The organism is Polaribacter filamentus, assembly GCF_002943715.1.
In the GTDB taxonomy this organism is placed as follows: domain Bacteria; phylum Bacteroidota; class Bacteroidia; order Flavobacteriales; family Flavobacteriaceae; genus Polaribacter; species Polaribacter filamentus.
Genome location: NZ_MQUA01000014.1, coordinates 517,740 through 536,646 on the forward strand (window position 1 = coordinate 517,740; position 18,907 = coordinate 536,646).

Below are 18,907 nucleotides of genomic sequence, written 5' to 3' on the forward strand. Positions count from 1 at the left end.
CGATGAATTAACTACAACGGTTCAAAAATTGGTAGCTTCTAATTTAAGTCTCGAAGATCAGATAGACGAAACTAAGGAAGCTGAAAAAAGTGCAATTGCTAGTAAATCTTTATCTTCGGCAATTGCCAAGAACTTCCCTAATGGTTTTATTATTGTTTTTAATTCAAATTTCGAAATGCTTCTTTTAGAGGGCGAAGCAATTGTAAAGTTAAATTTAGATACTATGGTTTTTGAAGGTGCTAATGTTGATGATATTCCCGTTTTTTCTAAAAAACAGAAATCTAAACTAAAGCAAGATGTTTTAAAAACGATTGCAGGAGAGCACCTTCGGTTCCAAATAAAGTTTAGAAACCTATATTTTTCTGTAAATACGATTCCATTGCTAGGTGATAATACTGTTATTTCTAGTGGCTTATTTGTGTATACAGATATCACGGCACAAAAAAAGATAGAGAGAGAAGATAAAAATGCATTGAAAAAAGAGCAAGAATTGAACGAATTAAAATCACGTTTCGTTTCCATGGCATCCCATGAATTTAGAACGCCTTTAAGCGCCATACAAACTTCTGCGATCCTTATTGGTCGACAAAATGAAGCTGGTAAAGAGCAAAAACGGGAGAAGTATGTTGCTCAAATAAAGAAGAATGTAAAACAATTAGTGGTTATTTTAAATGATTTTTTATCATTAAGTAAGTTGGGAGAAGGAAAGGTTATTGCAAATAAAGAACTGTTTGATTTTGTTGCCCTTTCTAAAACCCTTATTGAAGAAGTTTCTGTGACAAAGAAAACAGGAAAAAACATTATTTTTTCATCACCAAAAAAACCAATTTCCCTAAATCTTGATTCAAAATTAGTACGACATATCTTTCTGAATTTGTTATCCAATGCAATTAAGTACTCTCCAAAAAATACAGATATCAATATTAAAATTGAAGAAAGTACATTTTTTGTCTCACTCCAGGTTCAAGATAAAGGTATTGGTATACCAAAAGAAGAACAAGACAAACTGTTCGACCGTTTTTTTAGAGCAAAAAATGCTCAGAATATTCAAGGAACAGGCTTGGGACTTAATATCGTAAAACAATACGTAGAACTTATGGATGGCACTATTACTTTTACAAGTGATACTAATAAAGGAACTACTTTTTTAGTGAAGTTGCCAAAACCTATTAAAAAATAAATCGATGATAAAAATACTTATTATAGAAGACAACCAGGACGTTAGAGAAAATACGGCAGAAATTTTAGAATTGGCAAACTATGAAGTTTGCACAGCGGAAGATGGAGAGAAAGGTGTTGCATTGGCAAAGTTAATACAACCTGATGTTATTATCTGTGATATTATGATGCCAGAACTGAGTGGATATGATGTATTACTTCATCTAAATAAAGACAAAAAAACTGCCAGTATTCCTTTTATTTTTCTGACTGCTAAAACAGAGAGAACAGATGTGAGAAAGGGAATGAATTTAGGAGCCGATGATTACCTTACGAAACCTTTTGAAGAAAGCGAATTGTTGGATGCAGTTGCATCAAGAATTAAGAAATATAGCTTTCTCAAAAAAGAATTTTCTAGGGATATTGAAGGAGTCAATCAATTTTTTAATGAAGTTTCAGAGAACGCCGGTATAGAAAGTCTTTCCGAGGATAGAAACGTTGTGCATTTTAACAAAAAGGACATCCTTTTTATGGAAGGAGATGCGGCACATACGCTTTACTTTATACAAAAAGGTTCAATAAAAACCCATAAAACGACGGAATCGGGTAAAAGTTTGGTAACAGGTTTATTTGGCCCTGGACAGTTTGTAGGTCAACTATCTTTACTTGCAAATAGCGGAACCTATGGAGATACTGCAACAGTTTTAGAACAAGCTGCCGTCTTTGATATACCTAAATCTGATTTCACAAAGTTACTATTTAAGGACAAGTTGATTTCAAATAAATTCATTAAGATGATTTCTAATGACCTAATTGATCTTCAAGAACAATTAGTGGATATGGCTTTTTCGTCAGTTAGACAGCGGTTAGCAAAAGTACTAATGGACTTATCTAAAAATGATACACTTAATAATTCTAAAAATAAAGGAATCAATATTTCAAGAGAAGATTTAGCAAGTCTTATTGGTACAGCGACTGAGACGACTATTAGAATGCTAACCAATTTTAAAGAGGAAAAGCTATTAAGCATTGGTGTTCAAAGAGAAATCATTATCCAAGATAAAAAAAGCCTTGAATATATAGCTCTTTTTGGATAAAAATAAAGCGATTGACTTGGGTCATTGAAGTAATGGAATGTTACGATTAGTTTAGAGGCTCGTTGAAACTAAATTAATATACTAAATGTTTTCTAAAGAACATAAAATAACACAAAAACTATTTATTATAAGCACATATAAAAGGGTATCTCAAATAGAGGTAGTGTTAAAAAATATTGCTCAAAACGATAATACACCAGTTCAGTTATCCATCTTAGGTCCACTTGCTTCGGATAAAATAAGTGCTAAAAAAGAACTGGAGAAGATAATAGCCGATAAAAAACAACAATTAAGTAATTTGCTAGGTAAGGAATACCAGTTTGGCTATTTCAATAATCCTGAAATTGGTTCCTTATTTATTGCAGGTCATTTAACACCTACATTTCTTACTAAAGTTGATGACAGAGAGCTCGCTTCTTTACCAGCAGGTCTTTCTGGTATATTTCGAGGATTGGGAATTAATAAAGAAGACATCCATAGGTATGTAACTGAATTGAAAAATGACAGTTATTGTTTAATTATTCGAGGAGAAAGTAGTGCGTTAAAGATTATAAAACCCTTACTAGAATTTGTTAAATTAAGTTGAATTGGTATAAATTAACTTCCTTTCATTAATTAAATTGAGGTTATAAATAGTTCCTCTTCGAAATTGAATAGCGCAAACTTCACTACTAGTTTGAGATAAAAAAGATAAGTTTATATTTTTAATTCAAGTATTTATTTAAGTTATAAATCAAACTTTAATTTTTTGTATCCAAAAGAAACTGGAAGTTGTGCAACGTCCAGTTTCTTTTTCTGAAAATAAATTTCTAAATTTTTTGTAATAATCTGTTAAAAATTTAATACCAATTGAAATCAGTTTAAAAATTAAATAAGGATTCCTGATATTTTTTATAAAACCTTAATCCATTGTTTTTAGGTATTTATACAATTCGCTATCCGTCGAAATAAAAATGGATGTTTTTTCATCAAAAGTTTTTTCAAATGTTTCCATAGATTTCAGAAAACCATAAAAACTTCTCGATTGATTGGATGTATTATAGGCGTCTGCATAAATTGAGGCTGCGGTAGCATCTGCTTTACCTTTAATCATTTCAGCATCTCTAAACGCAAGAGATTGTATTTTTTTAAGCTCCCGTTCCTTCTCACCATTAATCCGTGAAGCTTCACCCTGACCTTCTGATCGAAATTTATCAGCAATACGAAATCGTTCACTTTTCATTCGCTCATACACTTGATTCTGCACTTCCTGTACATAATTTATACGTTTAAAGCGAAAATCCAATATTCTAATTCCCAGCTCTTTCGTCTGTATATTGGCTGATTCCAATATCATATTCTGGATACTATCCCTACCTACATTAATCTTTTCCAGAGAATCGCCAATAATATCAGTATCTGATGATTCAGGAATTCTATTACTAGTACGTACCGCTTCTTCAATGTCATTATTTGCTATAAAATCTCTTGTATCTCCATCTAGAATATCATCGATACGTGACTGCGCACCCCGTTCGTTCGTGAGTCGTTTAAAAAACTGAAGCGGATCTGTAATTTGCCATCTTGCATAAGTGTCCACAAAAATGAACTTTTTATCTTTAGTTGGCACCTGATTTGGATCACCATTCCATTCCATAACACGCTTTTCGAAATAATTAGCATCTTGTATTAAAGGTACCTTGTAATGCAACCCAGGAGTAGTAATTGCTTCACCAACTGGCTTTCCGAATTGAGTGATAATTACCTGATCTTTTTCTTGCACAATAAAAACACTACTATTTAAGCCTATCAAAGTAATAATGACTATTGCTGTAATTAAAATTGATTTAGTTTTCATTATTTTATATTTTTTTTGTTCATCTCCATTTGTAATAATGGTAATACATTGTTGCCTTTATCATCTGTGATGACCACATTACCTATTTTAGGTATCACGTTTGACATTGTTTCCAGATAAACCCTTCTTTTTGTTACCTCGGGCGCCTTCACAAATTCATTATACAGCGCCGTAAATCTAGCAGCTTCTCCGTCTGCATTATTTACACGCTCGGCCGCATATCCCTCGGCTTGTTGAATAGTTTCTTCTGCTTGACCTCTTGCTTTAGGTATTACTTTATTGTATTCTGATTTTGCTTGATTAATAAGCGTTTCTTTTTCTTGTTGCGCTTCATTTACAGCATTAAAAGCTGCTTTTACGGGCTCTGGTGGATTTACATCTTGTAGTACTACTTGTTCTATTTTGATACCCAAAGAATACTCTCTGCATATTTGCTGAATAAGTTCTTGAGACTTACTTCCTATTTCTGTACGGCCAACCGTTAGCACTTCATTTACGGTTCGGTCACCCACAATTTGTCGCATAGCAGCTTCAGAGAGCGTGCGCAGTGTGCTTTGAGGGTTTCTAACTTCAAACAAGTTATTATAAGCGTTATCTACCCTGTATTGCACAACCCACTGCACCTCTGCGAGATTAAGATCTCCGGTAAGCATTAATGATTCATCTTTTGTGTTTGATGATTGACTATTGTATTGAGTATTTACTCCGGCTTGGGCCGTACGGAAGCCAAACTCTAGTTTTTGTTGTCTTTCAACGGGAACTCTATAAACATCCTCTGCAAAAGGTATTTTGAAATTCAATCCTGGTTCTACTTGCCTAACATACTTTCCAAATCGAGTAATAACTCCAACTTCTTCCGTACTTATCTGGAAAATTGATGACCACAAGAGGATCACTAAAAAGAATAATGTGACAATGAGCTGCCAGTATTTTAATATTTTTGATAGCTCTGGAGGTAAATTTAGTTTTGCTTTATCCATTTTTTTTAATTTTTAAAATTTGTCGGTAATGCCAGTAAGTTCTTTTTACAACTCTATAAATAGGTTAGTATATTCTGATGTGAAACTACTTCGTTTCTTTTTCAAGAATTGCTTTTTATGCTGATATTCTTTCTTTATTATTAGATTAGATTATAGGAGAAATGTTTCTCTTTTTCTAGTTTTTGAATCTTCAAAGATTAAATTTTGTTCACACAATTGAAATGATCTAGGTCATTTGAGGTAGTTTTGATTAAAAGATCGAATAGTCTAGCGTTCCTTTATGGGGTAACACTTTATATTCTAACACAATTAAGAAACTAATTATCTTAATTAGTATACGCTCATTATTTTATAAGTTAGTTTGAGTACTTTTCTTCAGGATAAAAAAGTACTTCTCTCGTTTTAAACCAAAGCCATTCTCCTTTTTGTTCGTATTAAAAAGGATGTAATAATTTAGAATTAGCTTAAAGTAAAAAACGGAAGCCTAGACTTCTCGTTTGCTCTGAAGATACTAGTATCTTTCTATTAATTCGTATTGGTAAAAATCCTATTTCCAGTGCTTTTTTACAAGTGGCTTCAAAAATAAAAATGTAAATTACTTCATAATACCCTTTCTATTTTATATTAAATAAAGGCCATTCTTTAAAGAAATCCAGACACCGAAATATCTCGATTTTATTAAAGATATTAGATATTATTTAAGATTTCTAGCAATTTGGGGTGACTCTAATTGATAGAAACATAAAATATAAGATTTAAATTATTTTTAAATATCTTCAGAATTCACAAGATGTTACTTCTGGAGATTCTATATTTTTCAAAGATCTTATTTTTTAATTAAAGCACAAATGTACGTTCAGTTTTAAGTTTGAGAACTGACCCAAGTCAGTTCGGTTATTTTTTTTAAAATAAGTTTGAATCCCAATTAATAGTACTCTTTAGTCATCTCGTATTTAATTCAGCTTGAAGAGGTTGATGCATGTTCGTTATTTTATAAATAGTTGCAACTTTATATGCACAATTAAGAACAGAAAAGAACCTAGAAAAAAAGGTTTTAAAATCAAGTAGTGCAGAAGTCATCTGTTTTATAAAAACTAGACAATTCATTCAAATTAATCAGATAAAATTCTTGTTAGCGAAGTATAGAAATTTATGTTCAGTAATAAGTACGAAGGATGGCTTACTAAAAAATAGACGAGTTTAAAGTTTTAATATTTGAAATTAGTAAATTTCAGATTGTCAAGAATATCAGGTCAAATTATAATTTCAAATTTTTGTGTTCAATATCAACGACTAACACATCGATTCCTAATTTTATTAATTCTTCCTTGTAAGCGTCCTCTATTCCTGAATCAGTAATTATTTGATCAACATCTTCAAGTCCACAAATTCTTCCAAAACCTTTTCTCCCAAATTTTGAAGAATCAGCTAAAATAATTATTTTTTGTGCAGATTTTATCATGACTTTATTAATAGAGGCCTCCATTGAACTGGTTGTCGTTAATCCAAAATCGAGATCAATGCCATCTACTCCTAAAAATAATTTTGAGCATGTAAATTCTGAAAGCATCTTTTCACCTAAAGGACCAATTACGGACGAAGAACTTTGTCTAAGAACCCCTCCAAGTTGAATAACATCTACGCCGTTTAATTCAGAAACAATCAATGCTGCGTTTAGTGAAGCCGTTAAGACTGTTATTCCTTTTATAGGTTTAATTTGATGAGCCATCTCGATGATAGTTGTCCCAGATGCGAGGATAATACTATCGAAAGGTTGAATTAATTCAGCGGCTTTTATAGCTATTTTGTTTTTTTCGCCTTGATGAATTTTTTCCTTCTCATTCACAGTTTTTTCGCTAGTGTAAGGGTTTTTTCGAATTGCTTTTCCGTTTGAACGAAATAATAAATTTAACTCTTCAAGAAGTTTTAAATCCTTTCTTATTGTTACGGATGAAACATCAAACTCTATACTTAGGTCAGAAACGGTTACAAAACCATCATTTTCTATTTTTTTAAGAATAAGCTCATGCCTTTCAGCGATGTTCATATTCATTTTTTAGGATTTTATACGAACAACTATACTTAATAATTTTTCGGGTATGGTAACTTTAGCAAGTGTCAAATAATTTTTTTGATGTGAATTCGATTTTTTTTGGTTCGGTTTACAGCAAAAATAATTGAGAAATAACCTTATGTTAACCTTTTTCTGTGCTATATTGATGTTGTTTAGCTATGCCTGAAGCCTTATAAAACCTAATAAGGCTAAATTAGTTTAAAAACGCTTTCATTAAGTTTCGTTTTATTTCATATTGTTTATATATTTACAATCAGAGTTTTAATGAAAAGTAATAAATAAATAGCATGGTTAGAAATGAAATGATTGGTGAAATCAAAAAAGATTCTAAAGAGTATGATTTTATAGTAATAGGAGGTGGAGCAACAGGTATTGGAATTGCACAGGAAGCATCAGCAAGAGGGTATTCTGTGGTGTTGCTAGAAAAGTCAGATTTCACTAAATCTACTTCAAGCAAAAGCACGAAATTAGTGCATGGAGGTGTTCGATATTTGGCGCAAGGAAACGTGGGCCTTGTTAGAGAGGCTTTGACAGAGAGGGGTTTATTAGTTGAAAATGCACCTCATTTAGTTAAAAACTTGTCGTTTGTAATACCTACTCATGGTTTTTTTGATGAAGTTTTATATACGGTTGGTTTAACTTTATACGATTTATTGGCGAGAAAATTAAGTTTAGGGCGTTCTAAATGGCTTTCTAAATCTAAAACTATAAACCTTATTTCAACAATTAATCCAAAAAAAATATCCGAAGGAGTTAAGTATCATGATGGTCAGTTTGATGATACTCGCTTAGCTATAAACACACTACAAACCGCAGTTAGTCTAAGTGCAATTGTACTGAACTATTGTGATGTAAAAGGATTAGTTAAAAATAGTAGAGGTAAGGTTTCCGGAGTTAAATTTATCGATCGAGAGACTTCGGAAGAATACGAAATAAAAGGAAAGCAAGTTGTAAATGCAACTGGGGTATTCGCAGATGATATTTTAAAAATGGATTCGCCTCGGGCTGAAAAGACAATTGCACCTAGTCAAGGTGTTCATATAGTGTTAGATAAGTCGTTTTTACCAGGAAATCATGGTGTAATGATCCCAAAAACGGATGACGGAAGGGTTTTGTTTTTAGTGCCATGGCATAATAGGGTGGTCGTCGGAACAACAGATACACCTATAAAAAAGGAATCTTTAGAACCTATTGCGTTAGACGAAGAGGTAGAATTTATTTTAAAAACAGCTGCTAGGTATTTAACGAAAGCACCGGTAAGAAGCGATGTGTTAAGTGTGTTTGCAGGGTTGCGACCTTTGGCTGCTTCGAAAGTAAACGGAAATAAGACGAAAGAGATTTCCAGAAGTCATAAAATATTTGAATCTGAATCTGGGTTATTAACAATGATTGGCGGAAAGTGGACTACTTTTAGAAAAATGGGAGAGGACTTAGTTGATAAAACAGAGCAAAAACAAGGATGGTCTCATATTCAAACGAAAACAAAAAATTTAAAAATCCATGGTTATAAAAAAAATGTAGATCACAATAATCCGTTATATTTCTACGGATCTGACGAAGATGGAGTATTAGAAATTGGCAAAAAAGAGGGTATGAAAGAGTCTATAAGTAGAACTCTTCAAGTTATAAACGCGCAAGTTGTTTGGGCAGTTAGATATGAAATGGCTCGCACGGTTGAGGACTTTTTGGCCAGAAGAACTCGCTGCCAATTATTAGATGCAAAAGAAAGTATAAAAATGGCTCCGAAAGTAGCAAAAATAATGGCAGCTGAATTAGGAGAAGACCAAGAATGGCAATTAAAACAGGTAGCTGATTATACAAAAGTAACCTCAAATTATATTTTATAAAAAAATTAATGTAATAAACAGTGTAAACTAAAAACAAACATAAAATGAAAAATAAGCTAATTTTAGCCTTAGACCAAGGCACAACGTCTTCAAGAGCAATTTTATTTAATAAAAGTGGAGAAATTGTAAAAGTTTCACAAAAACCTTTTCAACAGATTTTTCCTAAATCAGGTTGGGTAGAGCATGATCCTAATGAAATTTGGTCTTCTCAAATATCTGTTGCTGCAGAAGTTATTGCAAAAGCAGGAATAACTGGAGAGGATATAGCTGCAATTGGCATCACAAATCAAAGAGAAACAACCATTGTTTGGGATCGAGAAACAAGCGAACCTATATATAACGCAATTGTTTGGCAAGACAGAAGGACTGCTAAATTTTGTGATGAATTGAAAGCCGCAGGTCATACAGATATGATTAAAAAGAAGACAGGTTTGGTATTGGATGCTTATTTTTCTGCTACTAAATTAAAGTGGATTTTAGATAATGTCGAAGGAGCAAGAGAAAAAGCAGAAGCTGGTAAATTGTGTTTCGGTACGGTTGATACCTTTTTAGTTTGGAAATTAACCAGAGGTAAAATGTTTATTACGGATGTCTCTAACGCCAGTCGTACAATGCTTTTTAACATTCATACGTTAGAATGGGATGAAGAATTACTGAAATTATTTAATATTCCTAGAGCTGTTTTACCAGAAGTTAAAGAAAGTAGTGAGGTTTACGGAACGACAGCTACGACACTGTTTTCAACTAAAATTCCTATTGCAGGTATTGCGGGAGATCAGCAAGCGGCTTTATTTGGTCAAATGTGTACAAAACCGGGCATGGTTAAAAACACTTATGGAACCGGTTGTTTCTTGCTAATGAACACGGGAGAAAAGGCAGTTTATTCTAAAAATAATTTATTAACTACTGTTGCTTGGAAAATAAATGGAAAAACAACGTATGCATTAGAAGGAAGTGTTTTTGTTGGAGGTTCAGCAGTGCAATGGATGCGAGATGGTGCAAGAATGGTTAAAACAGCTCCGGGTATTAGTCATTTGGCAGAAACTGTAAGCGATAATGGTGGCGTATATTTTGTACCTGCTTTAACTGGTTTAGGCGCGCCGTATTGGGATCCTTACGCTCGTGGCGCAATTCTTGGTATTACTCGTGGAACTACGGATGCTCATATAGCGCGTGCAACATTAGAAGGGATTGCATTTCAGGTGTATGATATTGTAAAAGCGATGGAAGCCGATGCTGGTGGAAAAAGTATTGAATTAAGAGTAGATGGAGGCGCGGCAGCCAGTGATTTACTGATGCAAATACAATCAGATTTATTTGGATTTAAAATATTGCGCCCAAAAACTTTAGAAACTACTGTTTTGGGTGCGGCTTATTTAGCTGGCTTAGCTGTGGGATATTGGGATAGTGTAGATGATATTCAATCTCAATGGACCGTAGACAAGGTTTTTGAGCCTGCTGGTGATGCAGCAAAAGTTGAGGACATGTTAAAGTATTGGCATAAAGCAGTAAAATGTGCACAAAATTGGATAGAAGAATAAACAATCATTAACTAAATAAAACAATAAAATTATGACAATTTTAGTCGCAGAAATTTTAGGCACCATGATGCTTATTTTATTAGGAAACGGTGTGGTTGCAAATGTAGTTTTAAAAGATACAAAAGGAAACAATTCTGGATGGATTGTAATAACAACGGGTTGGGCTTTAGCAGTTTTTGTTGGGGTTATAATTGCAGGGCCTTACAGTGGCGCACATTTAAACCCTGCAGTAACCATAGGGTTGGCAACGGCCGGAAAGTTGTCATGGAGCTTAGTGCCCGAGTATATTGCTGGAGAAATGATTGGAGCCATGCTAGGAGCATTTTTAGTATGGATATTTTATAAAGATCATTTTAAAATAACTGAAAACGAAGCTGGAAAATTAGCTTGTTTTAGCACGGGACCAGCAATTAAAAACACGCTTTCAAATTTGATAAGTGAAATTATTGGAACCTTTGTATTAATATTTGTAATATTTCATCTGGCCGGACCAAGTATTAATTTAGGAATAGATGCCGGAGCTCATATAGGTCTCGGTTCTCTAGGTGCATTACCAGTAGCTTTATTGGTTTGGGTAATTGGTTTGTCATTAGGCGGTACAACAGGTTATGCAATTAATCCAGCGCGTGATTTAGGCCCAAGAATTATGCATTCTATTTTACCCGTTAAAGGTAAAAGTGATTGGGCTTACGCTTGGATTCCTATTGTAGGCCCAATTATTGGCTGTGTAATTGCAGCTTTATTACATCTCTCTCTAGTCTAAAATTACTCACAAAATTTAAAATTAAATAAAATGAAAAAAGTATTATGTATACTTTTAGCTGCATTTGCGGTGCAGATAAGTACTGCCCAAGAAAAAACGTTAAAAGACAGTCCCATAGATTTTTCTGTAGATTTAAAAACAAGTCATTTATGGAGAGGTTTAATTATATCAGATAAACCAATGGCAGCCGTTTTTATAAAATTAAAGCTAAATAAATCAGGAAGTTTTACTACTGGTTTTTGGGGAGGCATGGCTTTCTCAAACGAAAGTGATGGCACTTCATATAAGGAAATAAATTATTATATGCAGTATGCTAATAACGGATTTTCTATAGGTTTGTGGAATTTATTTAATACCAGAGGTGCTGCTAGTGCGGATGTTTGGGATTATGATAAAGAGACTACTCGTCATATATTAGATGTGAGAACTTCGTATAATTTTGGAGAAAGTTTCCCGTTAACTTTAGAGGCTGATGTATTTCTACTTGGAAGTGTTGATTCTCAATATAAGACCGTTGCAAGGAAGTACCTAATAAAAAGCACAAAAATAACACGTAATTATTTATGTTAAATATTTGATTGTAAGTATATTAAGTTGTAAATTTAGTGTATGAAAATACAAAAACAACCAACTTTAGCCGATAGCATTTGCGATTTACGAGCAAGAAAAATTAAAAAGACATTTTTCACCCAAATAAACACCCTTATCGATTGGGATACGATCTCTATCCTAATAAATAATGATTATTTAAAAGGAAAAAGTGCCACTGGCAAGCCTTCTTATGATGGGACATTACTTTTTAAAATGTGTCTTTTACAAAGTTGGTATGGTTTAAGCGATTATGAAGTTGAAGACCGAATAAATGACAGTCTTTCCTTTAGTTATTTTTGTGGGATGACCATTGAACAGGTTGCTCCAGATCATAGTACTTTAAGTAGGTTTAGAACCGCATTAACCAAAACACAAACCTTCGAAAAATTATTTACCTCCATAAACAAACAGCTAGAAGCACATAATATCATTGTAAAAACAGGTTTAATAATAGACGCTAGTGTAATAGATACGCCACTTAGACCAAAAGGAAAAACAAATTTTAAGGTAACCGAAGACCGCTGTGCAGACCAAGTAGAAGTACACAAAGAATATCCAGATAGTGTCGATAAAGAGGGTACTTGGTTAAAGAAAAGAGGAAAGTACCATTTTGGGTTTAAAAAGCATCATGTAACGGATAACGAAGGACTTGTTCTAGGAGTACTAACCACAACTGCGAGCAAAAATGAGATTGCAAATTTGGAGGAAGTTCTAGAAACTGTAAATGTGGTATTACCAAAAGACATCCCTCTAAAGGCAGATAAAGGGTACCAATCAAAGAAAAATGTTGCGATTTTAAAGAAGCGTAATTTAAAGAATCATATCCTTAAAAAGGCGGTAAAAAATAAACCGTTAACAAAATGGGAAACTAGATTCAATAAATTAATAGGAAAAACAAGGTTTAAAGTTGAACGTACTTTTGGAGGAATAAAATTATGGTTTAAAGGTGGAATTGCAAGATATAGAGGGATGAAAAAAATGCATACACAAAATTTGATGGAGGCAATGTGCTACAATTTATATCGAAGTCCAGGGATATTTGCGTCTAATTGTAAAAATTAAGGAAAAATGAAGCCTAAAAAAGGCATTTACTCACTTAAAATAGAAAAAAAATAGCATAATCGATGTTGTAGCTAAAAAAAAGGGAACTCTAAAAAGTAAAAATAATTAAGTTCGCTTTTTGCAACGGTCTTAATATACTAATCTGAATTTTGAGCAACGTTACTCCACGTACGTTCAAGTATCTTATCCTCTGGTAAAAGAGTCAAAAGTTGATGTAAGTAGTTTTGTGGGAGCAGGATTTTCATTGAACGGAGATACCCATTTGTATGGAGACGGCACTCGAAATTTTGATATAGTGAATGTTGGGTTTACAGCCTCGAAAACAGTTAAATTTGGAGATAAGAATGTACCAGTCTCGGTAACTACACTTTGGAATCCTTCTGTAAAATATGCCAGATTGCAATTAGTAGTTCAGCTTTTTTAAAAGCGAAATGACTAGTAGATAATCTTGCTAATTAATCCTTAAAAAGAAGCGGTTTATTTCAGTTCTATTTTATCAATTAAGAGCTGAAATTTTTCTTTATTTTTATTTCCTATTAAAAAAGTTATTTCTTCAATAGCGTCATTTGAAAAGTTAGGTTGGTCAAGCTTTCGTCCTCTAAAAGAAGGATACATGTCTTTTAAAGGAATTTCTATTTCTTGCCATTCTCCTGTGGTTGAAAAAGGTGAAATATAGGAATAATAATCACCCGAATTAGATTTTATTCTAAATTGATATTTTTTACCATCTCCCTTAATTCTGACACTAATTTTAGTGGATTTATTTATTAGTATTTTCTCAAATCTATAACGCACTGATGAAAAACCTCCATTGTTTTCTAATGAAATATCACCCACAAAAACACCATAGCCGTCTGAGTTTAACTTAAACGAACAAACGATTTACCGCCCATCACAACATCGTCAATAACTATCCAATTTTTAATGTTTGATGTTTTATTAAAATCAAAAATTATTTGTGAAGCCATAGAAGAAAATAAAATTAGTGTATAAATTAAGTGTTTCAAAATAAATGTATTATGCAGATATTGGTTACTTTTTTTAAAGTTTATTTACAACGTTCAAACTGTTTTAAGTCGTTTGAAAGATAAAAAAAACAATTTAAATTTTTAGTACTTCCAAATTTACACTATTTCTGAGATATGTTTTGTATTTGATATTCGGATTTAAGTATATTTTATGAGGTTTTTTGCATCTAGGTTGCAATCTCTTGTTACCTATTTTGGAAAATATTTTTTTTTGCAAATCGACATCTTTTATTAGTTTAGTCTTTGCAAGAACATCTTAAAGGAAGTCTTAAATAGATTCTAATTTTTTTATGCATTTTTTTTGTTTTTTAATTTCACTTGGTATACTTGTACTTGTTTTTGATTGCTTTCAATTCGTTATTTTTAGAGCAAAACCCAATGTAATTTAACTGTTTTAAATTTAATGATTGCCTCTTAATTAGAGTTCCAAAATTACTTTTTTATGGTTTTTCGCCAAGGCTGATTTTTATTTATCAGAAATAATGATACTTAAAAAGTTAATGAAAGGATAGTTCTATTTAGATTAACAGATCAATAATAAATAGCTATTAATTTATATTGATTAAAGCGATTGTTATTTGCTAAAGCATCTTTTTGGAACTGATTTAAAAGAAAAATAAATTAATTATTGTTAATTTTTAGTAACCGATACAACGTATTTATCAATAATATATGTTGTTACCGGCTTTAATTCCTTGAGTGTTTCCGGATGGATTCCTCTATGCGTAAAGTACTCCATTTTTCCATTAGATGATTTTCCATGCCAAATTAATGACTTTCCATCACTAAAAAAACTTGTTTCTTTTGTTACTTCTGTTTTTTTTAAATCTGCAATACTAACTTTATAAAAGGAGTTATCAATTGAGTTTTTAACAGTACACGAAGATTTCTCAAAATGATTGTCTTTCCAAATAATACAATTTTCATCCGAAGAAAAAGAGGTATTCATAAAATAAAGGCTGGTAAATGATACTGTTAAAATGGATATAATTGTTACAATGCTGTTTTTAGCAAAAGAAGTTGTTGTATTATTCTCTAAAAAGGGTTTGTTTTTAGGTTTTAAATTTGAATTTTCGAAATCAGTATAATTGTTATGCCCTAAATAATTAGCAATCAAATTTTTTAATTCATGATTCGGTTCACCTGCTGTATTCTGTATTCCTTCAACATATTTATTATAGTAATTTGTAAGAGATCTCGATGTTATAAAATTTACTTTATGGTATTTTCCTTCTAGAATATGTGTTTCAAAAAAATTGAAACATCCAGATTTTGAATCGCTATTATTTTTACTTTCTGTTTTTAGTTTTTCAAATAGCTTAGAAAATAATTCTTTTAACATTACCGTTTTCTTGTTTTTTCAAAGTTAAAAATAATTTACAAAATAGGTTCTTAACCGTTTAGAAAATTATTTCCAACTATTTTCCATTCATTTTCCAATAAACAATAAGCTTCTTTGTAAATCTTTGCAGTAGAATTAATTTTCATAAAAAAAAGGAATATTATTTCTAAAACGTAGCATAAAATAGTAGTGTTTTTTTGAATTGGGAAAACAGACTTACAAGGCTATTTTATAACACCACTTCCCGCAAAAGAGGCGCGCGACTCTTTTAAAATTTCAAGTGTTGCCAATACTAATAAAAGCTGAATCTCAAAATTCGTACGGCAACACTATTGTTTAATTTTTAAAAGAAGAATCATGAAAAAAGTATTTTTAGTATTTGCAATAGTATTTGCAAGCAATGTTTTTACATCTTGCACAGATTTGTACGAAAAATTAGAAAATGAACCTGTAAAATTTGAAGTTTTGGACACGGGAGGTGAAGACGAGCAAGAAACTGAGGAAGAAGAAGATCCAACAAATAGCGGTTAATAATTAAATTAGATTATTTTTGAGGAATGAAACAAACGAAAGTTGCATTCCTTTTTTTTTTATTGTTATTTTTTCTAAGGAGTTGTGAGAAAGAAATTGATAAAAATATTGACTTTTCAAAAAAAATAGAACTAAAAAAGCTTCATCAAAAATTAATTAGCAAAGATTTCAACTTTAATGAGAAGTTGAGTTTTGGTAAAGAAATTTTAACTTACAAACCTTTAGAGGACTCAATTTCATATTTTACTCTTAATAGTATTAGTTACTTTTTTAGTAAATTAAATACATTAGATAGTGCTATTTATTACTCTAAGCAGATGTTAGCTTTAAATATCACTAAAAATAATAGCGATTATTTAGGAGAAGTTAATTATAAACTGGGCGGTTATTTTAACAAGAAAAATCTAACAGACAGTGCTCTTTATTACTATAATAAATCAAAAGAACACTATTTAAAAGTTAATGACACCTTGCGCCTTAGTGGTTGTTTATATAATATTTCGGTTATAGAATCTGACTACGGTAATTATTCTGTAAGTGATTCTATAATGATAGAAGCCTTGAAGTATATCGGTAAAAAGAGATTACAAATTGCAGCTTCTGCTTATAATTGTTTGGCAATAAATTCTAAAAAACGGTTTTTATATCAAGCTGGAATTTTTTATTATGAAAAAGCTTTGGAGATTTCTGATAAGAAAAGTTCAAAAATTAAGTTTAAGAATAATATCGCAAATGTTTATAAAGAACAAACGGATTATACTGAAGCGATTTCAATTTTAGAAGATTTATTAAAAGATTCTATTAAAAATAAAAAAACAAAAATTAGAGTTATAGATAATCTGGCGCATATAAAATGGTTGCAAGATTCAACTCAAAATGTGTTAAAAGAATTACTATATGTAAAAACTATTAGAGAAGAAGAAAAAGATAATTATGGCCTTATTGCAAGTTACAGTCATCTATCAGATTATTTTTATAAAAATGATGAAATCAAATCATTATTTTATGCATACAAAATGTATGAAACCTCTAAACAAGCAAAAAGTTCGCAAGATCAAATTGAAGCGATAGATAAAATTGCATTATTAGAGACACCTCAAAAAGCTATTAAATATTATAAAGTGAGCATTCATATAAGGGATAGTTTAAAAGAAGCGGATATCAAAAGAGTATATAAATTTGCTAAAATTAAATACAATTATTATGAAGAAGAGAAGCAAAAATTAAAATTTAAAACACTCGCAATCGAAAATGAGTTAATTGCTGAACAAGAAAACAATCAAAAAAAAAATATTTTAATTAGTAGTATTTTATTAATTTCGGGTCTACTATTTCTTGCCTACAGAAGAAAACAACAGCATAAAAAAAGAATTTTACAAGAGAATTATAATACTGAAACAAGGATTGCTAAAAGATTACATGACGAATTAGGAAATGGTATTTATAACGCAATTACGAAAGTTTTAAACCCTAAATTTAAAACAGAAGAAATTGTAAACGATTTAGATAAAATATACTTGCAAACTCGCGCAATTTCTCATGAAAATGATTCTGTTGAAACTGGCAAAAATTTTGACACTTATTTTAGAGGATTAGTAACAAGTTATAATTCCGCTGCATGTAAAATCATGTTAAAAGACATGTCTGTAATAGGTCTAAATACATTAGATAAAGAAAAACAAATAGTAATTTACAGGGTTTTTAATGAGCTGTTTGTAAATATGAAAAAGCATAGTAACGCTAGTTCAGTGGTTTTATCTGGCAAAAAAACATTGAATCATTTAGAAATGAAGTACATGGATAATGGAGTAGGATTTAAAGAAAATGCTATTATTTTTAAAAATGGACTTAAAAATATGGAAACCCGTATAAAATCTATAAATGGAACCATTAAATTTGAAAATAAATCTGATAAAGGTATTCAGGTTACTATTCATTTTAAAAAATAAAAATGTTTAAAAAAATTTTAGTTGTAGAAGATTTTGATGTTATTAATACTGGAATTAGAACTGCACTAGAAGAAATGGGGATACAACAAATAGAATATGCATTTTATTGTGATGAGGCCTATTATAAAATTAAAAAAGCAGATTTAAACAATGAGCCTTTTAATTTAGTGATTTCCGATTTGTCTTTTGAAAATGATGGAACACCGCAACATTTAAAATCAGGTGAAGAATTAATTGAAAAAATAAGGTTAGAGTTTTCTGATTTAAAAATAATTGTTTTTTCAATTGAAGATAAGTCTTTTAGAATTCAACATTTATACAAGGATTTAAATATACAAGGTTACGTTTGGAAGAATAGAAATGGATTAAAAGAATTAAAAAAAGCAATTGATTCAGTTTTTGCTACCAATCTATTTTATATTTCACCAGATTTAAATAGTGTTATTCATCCTAAAAAGGCGCTAGAAATTAAAGATTTTGATATTTTTATAATTTTAAACTTATCTAAAGGGTTACTACAAGAGGATATCAGTAAAAAGTTAAAACGAAAAGGAATACAGCCCTCAAGCACTAGTGCAGTTGAAAAAAGATTAAAACTTTTAAAAGAACATTTTAACGCCAATAATCCTGCGCATTTGGTCGCTATTGCTAAAGATTTTGGTCTTATTTAAGAATAATATTTTTAAAAAATAATTCAGACTACGGAAACCCGTAGTCTTTTTTCATTTAATGGATTTACTTTTGATGAATAGGTAGTTGCAAAATAAAATTATTCAACGAATTATAAGTAAGAGAGTGTGAAGTAAACGTATTTCTGGTTTCAAAAATAGTTAACAAGTAAATTTTTTAATAATATTATGTAAAGAAGAATGTTGATTTCGAGGCCTTACGGATTTCCGTAAGGTTTTGTTTTTTTTAAGTTTCTATTTTTGAATTTCGCGAATAATAACTGAACCTAATAAGATGAAAAAATGAAGAATTAACTTCATTTATTATGATTTTAGTTTTGGTCTTGTCTGGGGGACAAGACCAAGAAAAGCTGAATTGTTTTATTTGAAGTTATTTTTATTTAAGAAAGTGTCTAAATACTTTATTAATTGGTACAAA

General features: G+C 31.0%; 18 protein-coding genes. 12 read left to right on the forward strand and 6 right to left on the reverse strand.

All coding sequences use genetic code 11. The features are described 5' to 3' along the window. Positions 1-28 precede the first annotated feature (28 nt). The 3 genes from BST83_RS19065 (at position 29) to BST83_RS19075 (ending at position 2,841) form a co-directional block, all read left to right on the forward strand. Positions 29-1,180, forward strand: a complete 1,152-nt coding sequence (locus BST83_RS19065; protein ID WP_104811287.1) for a sensor histidine kinase — start codon at positions 29-31, stop codon at positions 1,178-1,180. A gap of 4 nt (positions 1,181-1,184) precedes the next feature. Continuing rightward, positions 1,185-2,255, forward strand: coding sequence for a response regulator (locus BST83_RS19070; protein ID WP_104811288.1), 1,071 nt, complete (start codon positions 1,185-1,187; stop codon positions 2,253-2,255). 85 nt (positions 2,256-2,340) lie between these two features. Beyond that, positions 2,341-2,841: a hypothetical protein gene (locus tag BST83_RS19075; protein ID WP_104811289.1), complete on the forward strand. Its 501-nt coding sequence runs from the start codon at positions 2,341-2,343 to the stop codon at positions 2,839-2,841. Positions 2,842-3,156: 315 nt separating this feature from the next. Here BST83_RS19075 and hflC read toward each other — a convergent pair whose 3' ends face one another. The 3 genes from hflC to BST83_RS19090 form a co-directional block, all read right to left on the reverse strand. Further along, positions 3,157-4,092 (reverse strand): protease modulator HflC, encoded by a 936-nt coding sequence (gene hflC / locus BST83_RS19080; RefSeq protein WP_104811290.1) that lies wholly within the window; start codon positions 4,090-4,092, stop codon positions 3,157-3,159. Beyond that, the gene (hflK, locus tag BST83_RS19085) at positions 4,092-5,072 is read right to left on the reverse strand and encodes an FtsH protease activity modulator HflK (RefSeq protein ID WP_104811291.1); all 981 of its coding nucleotides are present in this window, start codon (positions 5,070-5,072) and stop codon (positions 4,092-4,094) included. The genes hflC and hflK overlap by 1 nt, the downstream gene beginning before the upstream one ends. Positions 5,073-6,330: 1,258 nt before the next feature. Beyond that, positions 6,331-7,125 (reverse strand): DeoR/GlpR family DNA-binding transcription regulator, encoded by a 795-nt coding sequence (locus BST83_RS19090; RefSeq protein ID WP_104811292.1) that lies wholly within the window; start codon positions 7,123-7,125, stop codon positions 6,331-6,333. 308 nt (positions 7,126-7,433) lie between these two features. Between BST83_RS19090 and BST83_RS19095 the strand changes: the two genes are divergently transcribed. The 6 genes from BST83_RS19095 (at position 7,434) to BST83_RS20980 (ending at position 13,374) form a co-directional block, all read left to right on the forward strand. Continuing rightward, the gene (locus BST83_RS19095) at positions 7,434-8,993 is read left to right on the forward strand and encodes a glycerol-3-phosphate dehydrogenase/oxidase (RefSeq protein WP_104811293.1); all 1,560 of its coding nucleotides are present in this window, start codon (positions 7,434-7,436) and stop codon (positions 8,991-8,993) included. A gap of 44 nt (positions 8,994-9,037) precedes the next feature. Further along, entirely contained in the window at positions 9,038-10,534 is a 1,497-nt protein-coding gene (gene glpK, locus BST83_RS19100; RefSeq protein ID WP_104811294.1) for a glycerol kinase GlpK, read from the forward strand. Between the two features lie 31 nt (positions 10,535-10,565). Beyond that, a complete protein-coding gene (locus tag BST83_RS19105; RefSeq protein WP_104811295.1) occupies positions 10,566-11,297 on the forward strand; it encodes an MIP/aquaporin family protein in 732 nt (243 codons plus the stop codon). A 30-nt stretch (positions 11,298-11,327) separates the two neighbouring features. Beyond that, positions 11,328-11,867 (forward strand): hypothetical protein, encoded by a 540-nt coding sequence (locus tag BST83_RS19110; RefSeq protein WP_240614880.1) that lies wholly within the window; start codon positions 11,328-11,330, stop codon positions 11,865-11,867. A gap of 39 nt (positions 11,868-11,906) precedes the next feature. Then, positions 11,907-12,950: an IS5 family transposase gene (locus BST83_RS19115; protein WP_104808182.1), complete on the forward strand. Its 1,044-nt coding sequence runs from the start codon at positions 11,907-11,909 to the stop codon at positions 12,948-12,950. Between the two features lie 244 nt (positions 12,951-13,194). Beyond that, on the forward strand, positions 13,195-13,374 hold the full coding sequence (locus BST83_RS20980) for a hypothetical protein (protein WP_240614881.1): 180 nt from the start codon (positions 13,195-13,197) through the stop codon (positions 13,372-13,374). Positions 13,375-13,427: 53 nt separating this feature from the next. On the opposite strand, the gene BST83_RS19125 is transcribed toward BST83_RS20980, so the two are convergent. The 3 genes from BST83_RS19125 to BST83_RS19130 all read right to left on the reverse strand — a co-directional run bounded on the left by BST83_RS19125 (position 13,428) and on the right by BST83_RS19130 (position 15,320). After that, the gene (locus tag BST83_RS19125) at positions 13,428-13,787 is read right to left on the reverse strand and encodes a CIA30 family protein (RefSeq protein ID WP_367889209.1); all 360 of its coding nucleotides are present in this window, start codon (positions 13,785-13,787) and stop codon (positions 13,428-13,430) included. A gap of 23 nt (positions 13,788-13,810) precedes the next feature. After that, positions 13,811-13,957, reverse strand: coding sequence for a hypothetical protein (locus BST83_RS21640; RefSeq protein ID WP_367889210.1), 147 nt, complete (start codon positions 13,955-13,957; stop codon positions 13,811-13,813). Between the two features lie 652 nt (positions 13,958-14,609). After that, on the reverse strand, positions 14,610-15,320 hold the full coding sequence (locus BST83_RS19130; protein ID WP_104811296.1) for a hypothetical protein: 711 nt from the start codon (positions 15,318-15,320) through the stop codon (positions 14,610-14,612). A 357-nt stretch (positions 15,321-15,677) separates the two neighbouring features. Between BST83_RS19130 and BST83_RS20040 the strand changes: the two genes are divergently transcribed. Genes BST83_RS20040 through BST83_RS19140 form a run of 3 tightly spaced genes read left to right on the forward strand, consistent with a single transcriptional unit; the run spans position 15,678 to position 18,471 of the window. Then, on the forward strand, positions 15,678-15,851 hold the full coding sequence (locus BST83_RS20040) for a hypothetical protein (RefSeq protein WP_170062838.1): 174 nt from the start codon (positions 15,678-15,680) through the stop codon (positions 15,849-15,851). A gap of 26 nt (positions 15,852-15,877) precedes the next feature. Beyond that, positions 15,878-17,800 (forward strand): tetratricopeptide repeat-containing sensor histidine kinase, encoded by a 1,923-nt coding sequence (locus BST83_RS19135; RefSeq protein ID WP_104811297.1) that lies wholly within the window; start codon positions 15,878-15,880, stop codon positions 17,798-17,800. A 2-nt stretch (positions 17,801-17,802) separates the two neighbouring features. Further along, positions 17,803-18,471, forward strand: coding sequence for a DNA-binding response regulator (locus tag BST83_RS19140; protein ID WP_104811298.1), 669 nt, complete (start codon positions 17,803-17,805; stop codon positions 18,469-18,471). The last annotated feature ends 436 nt before the right edge of the window (positions 18,472-18,907 follow it).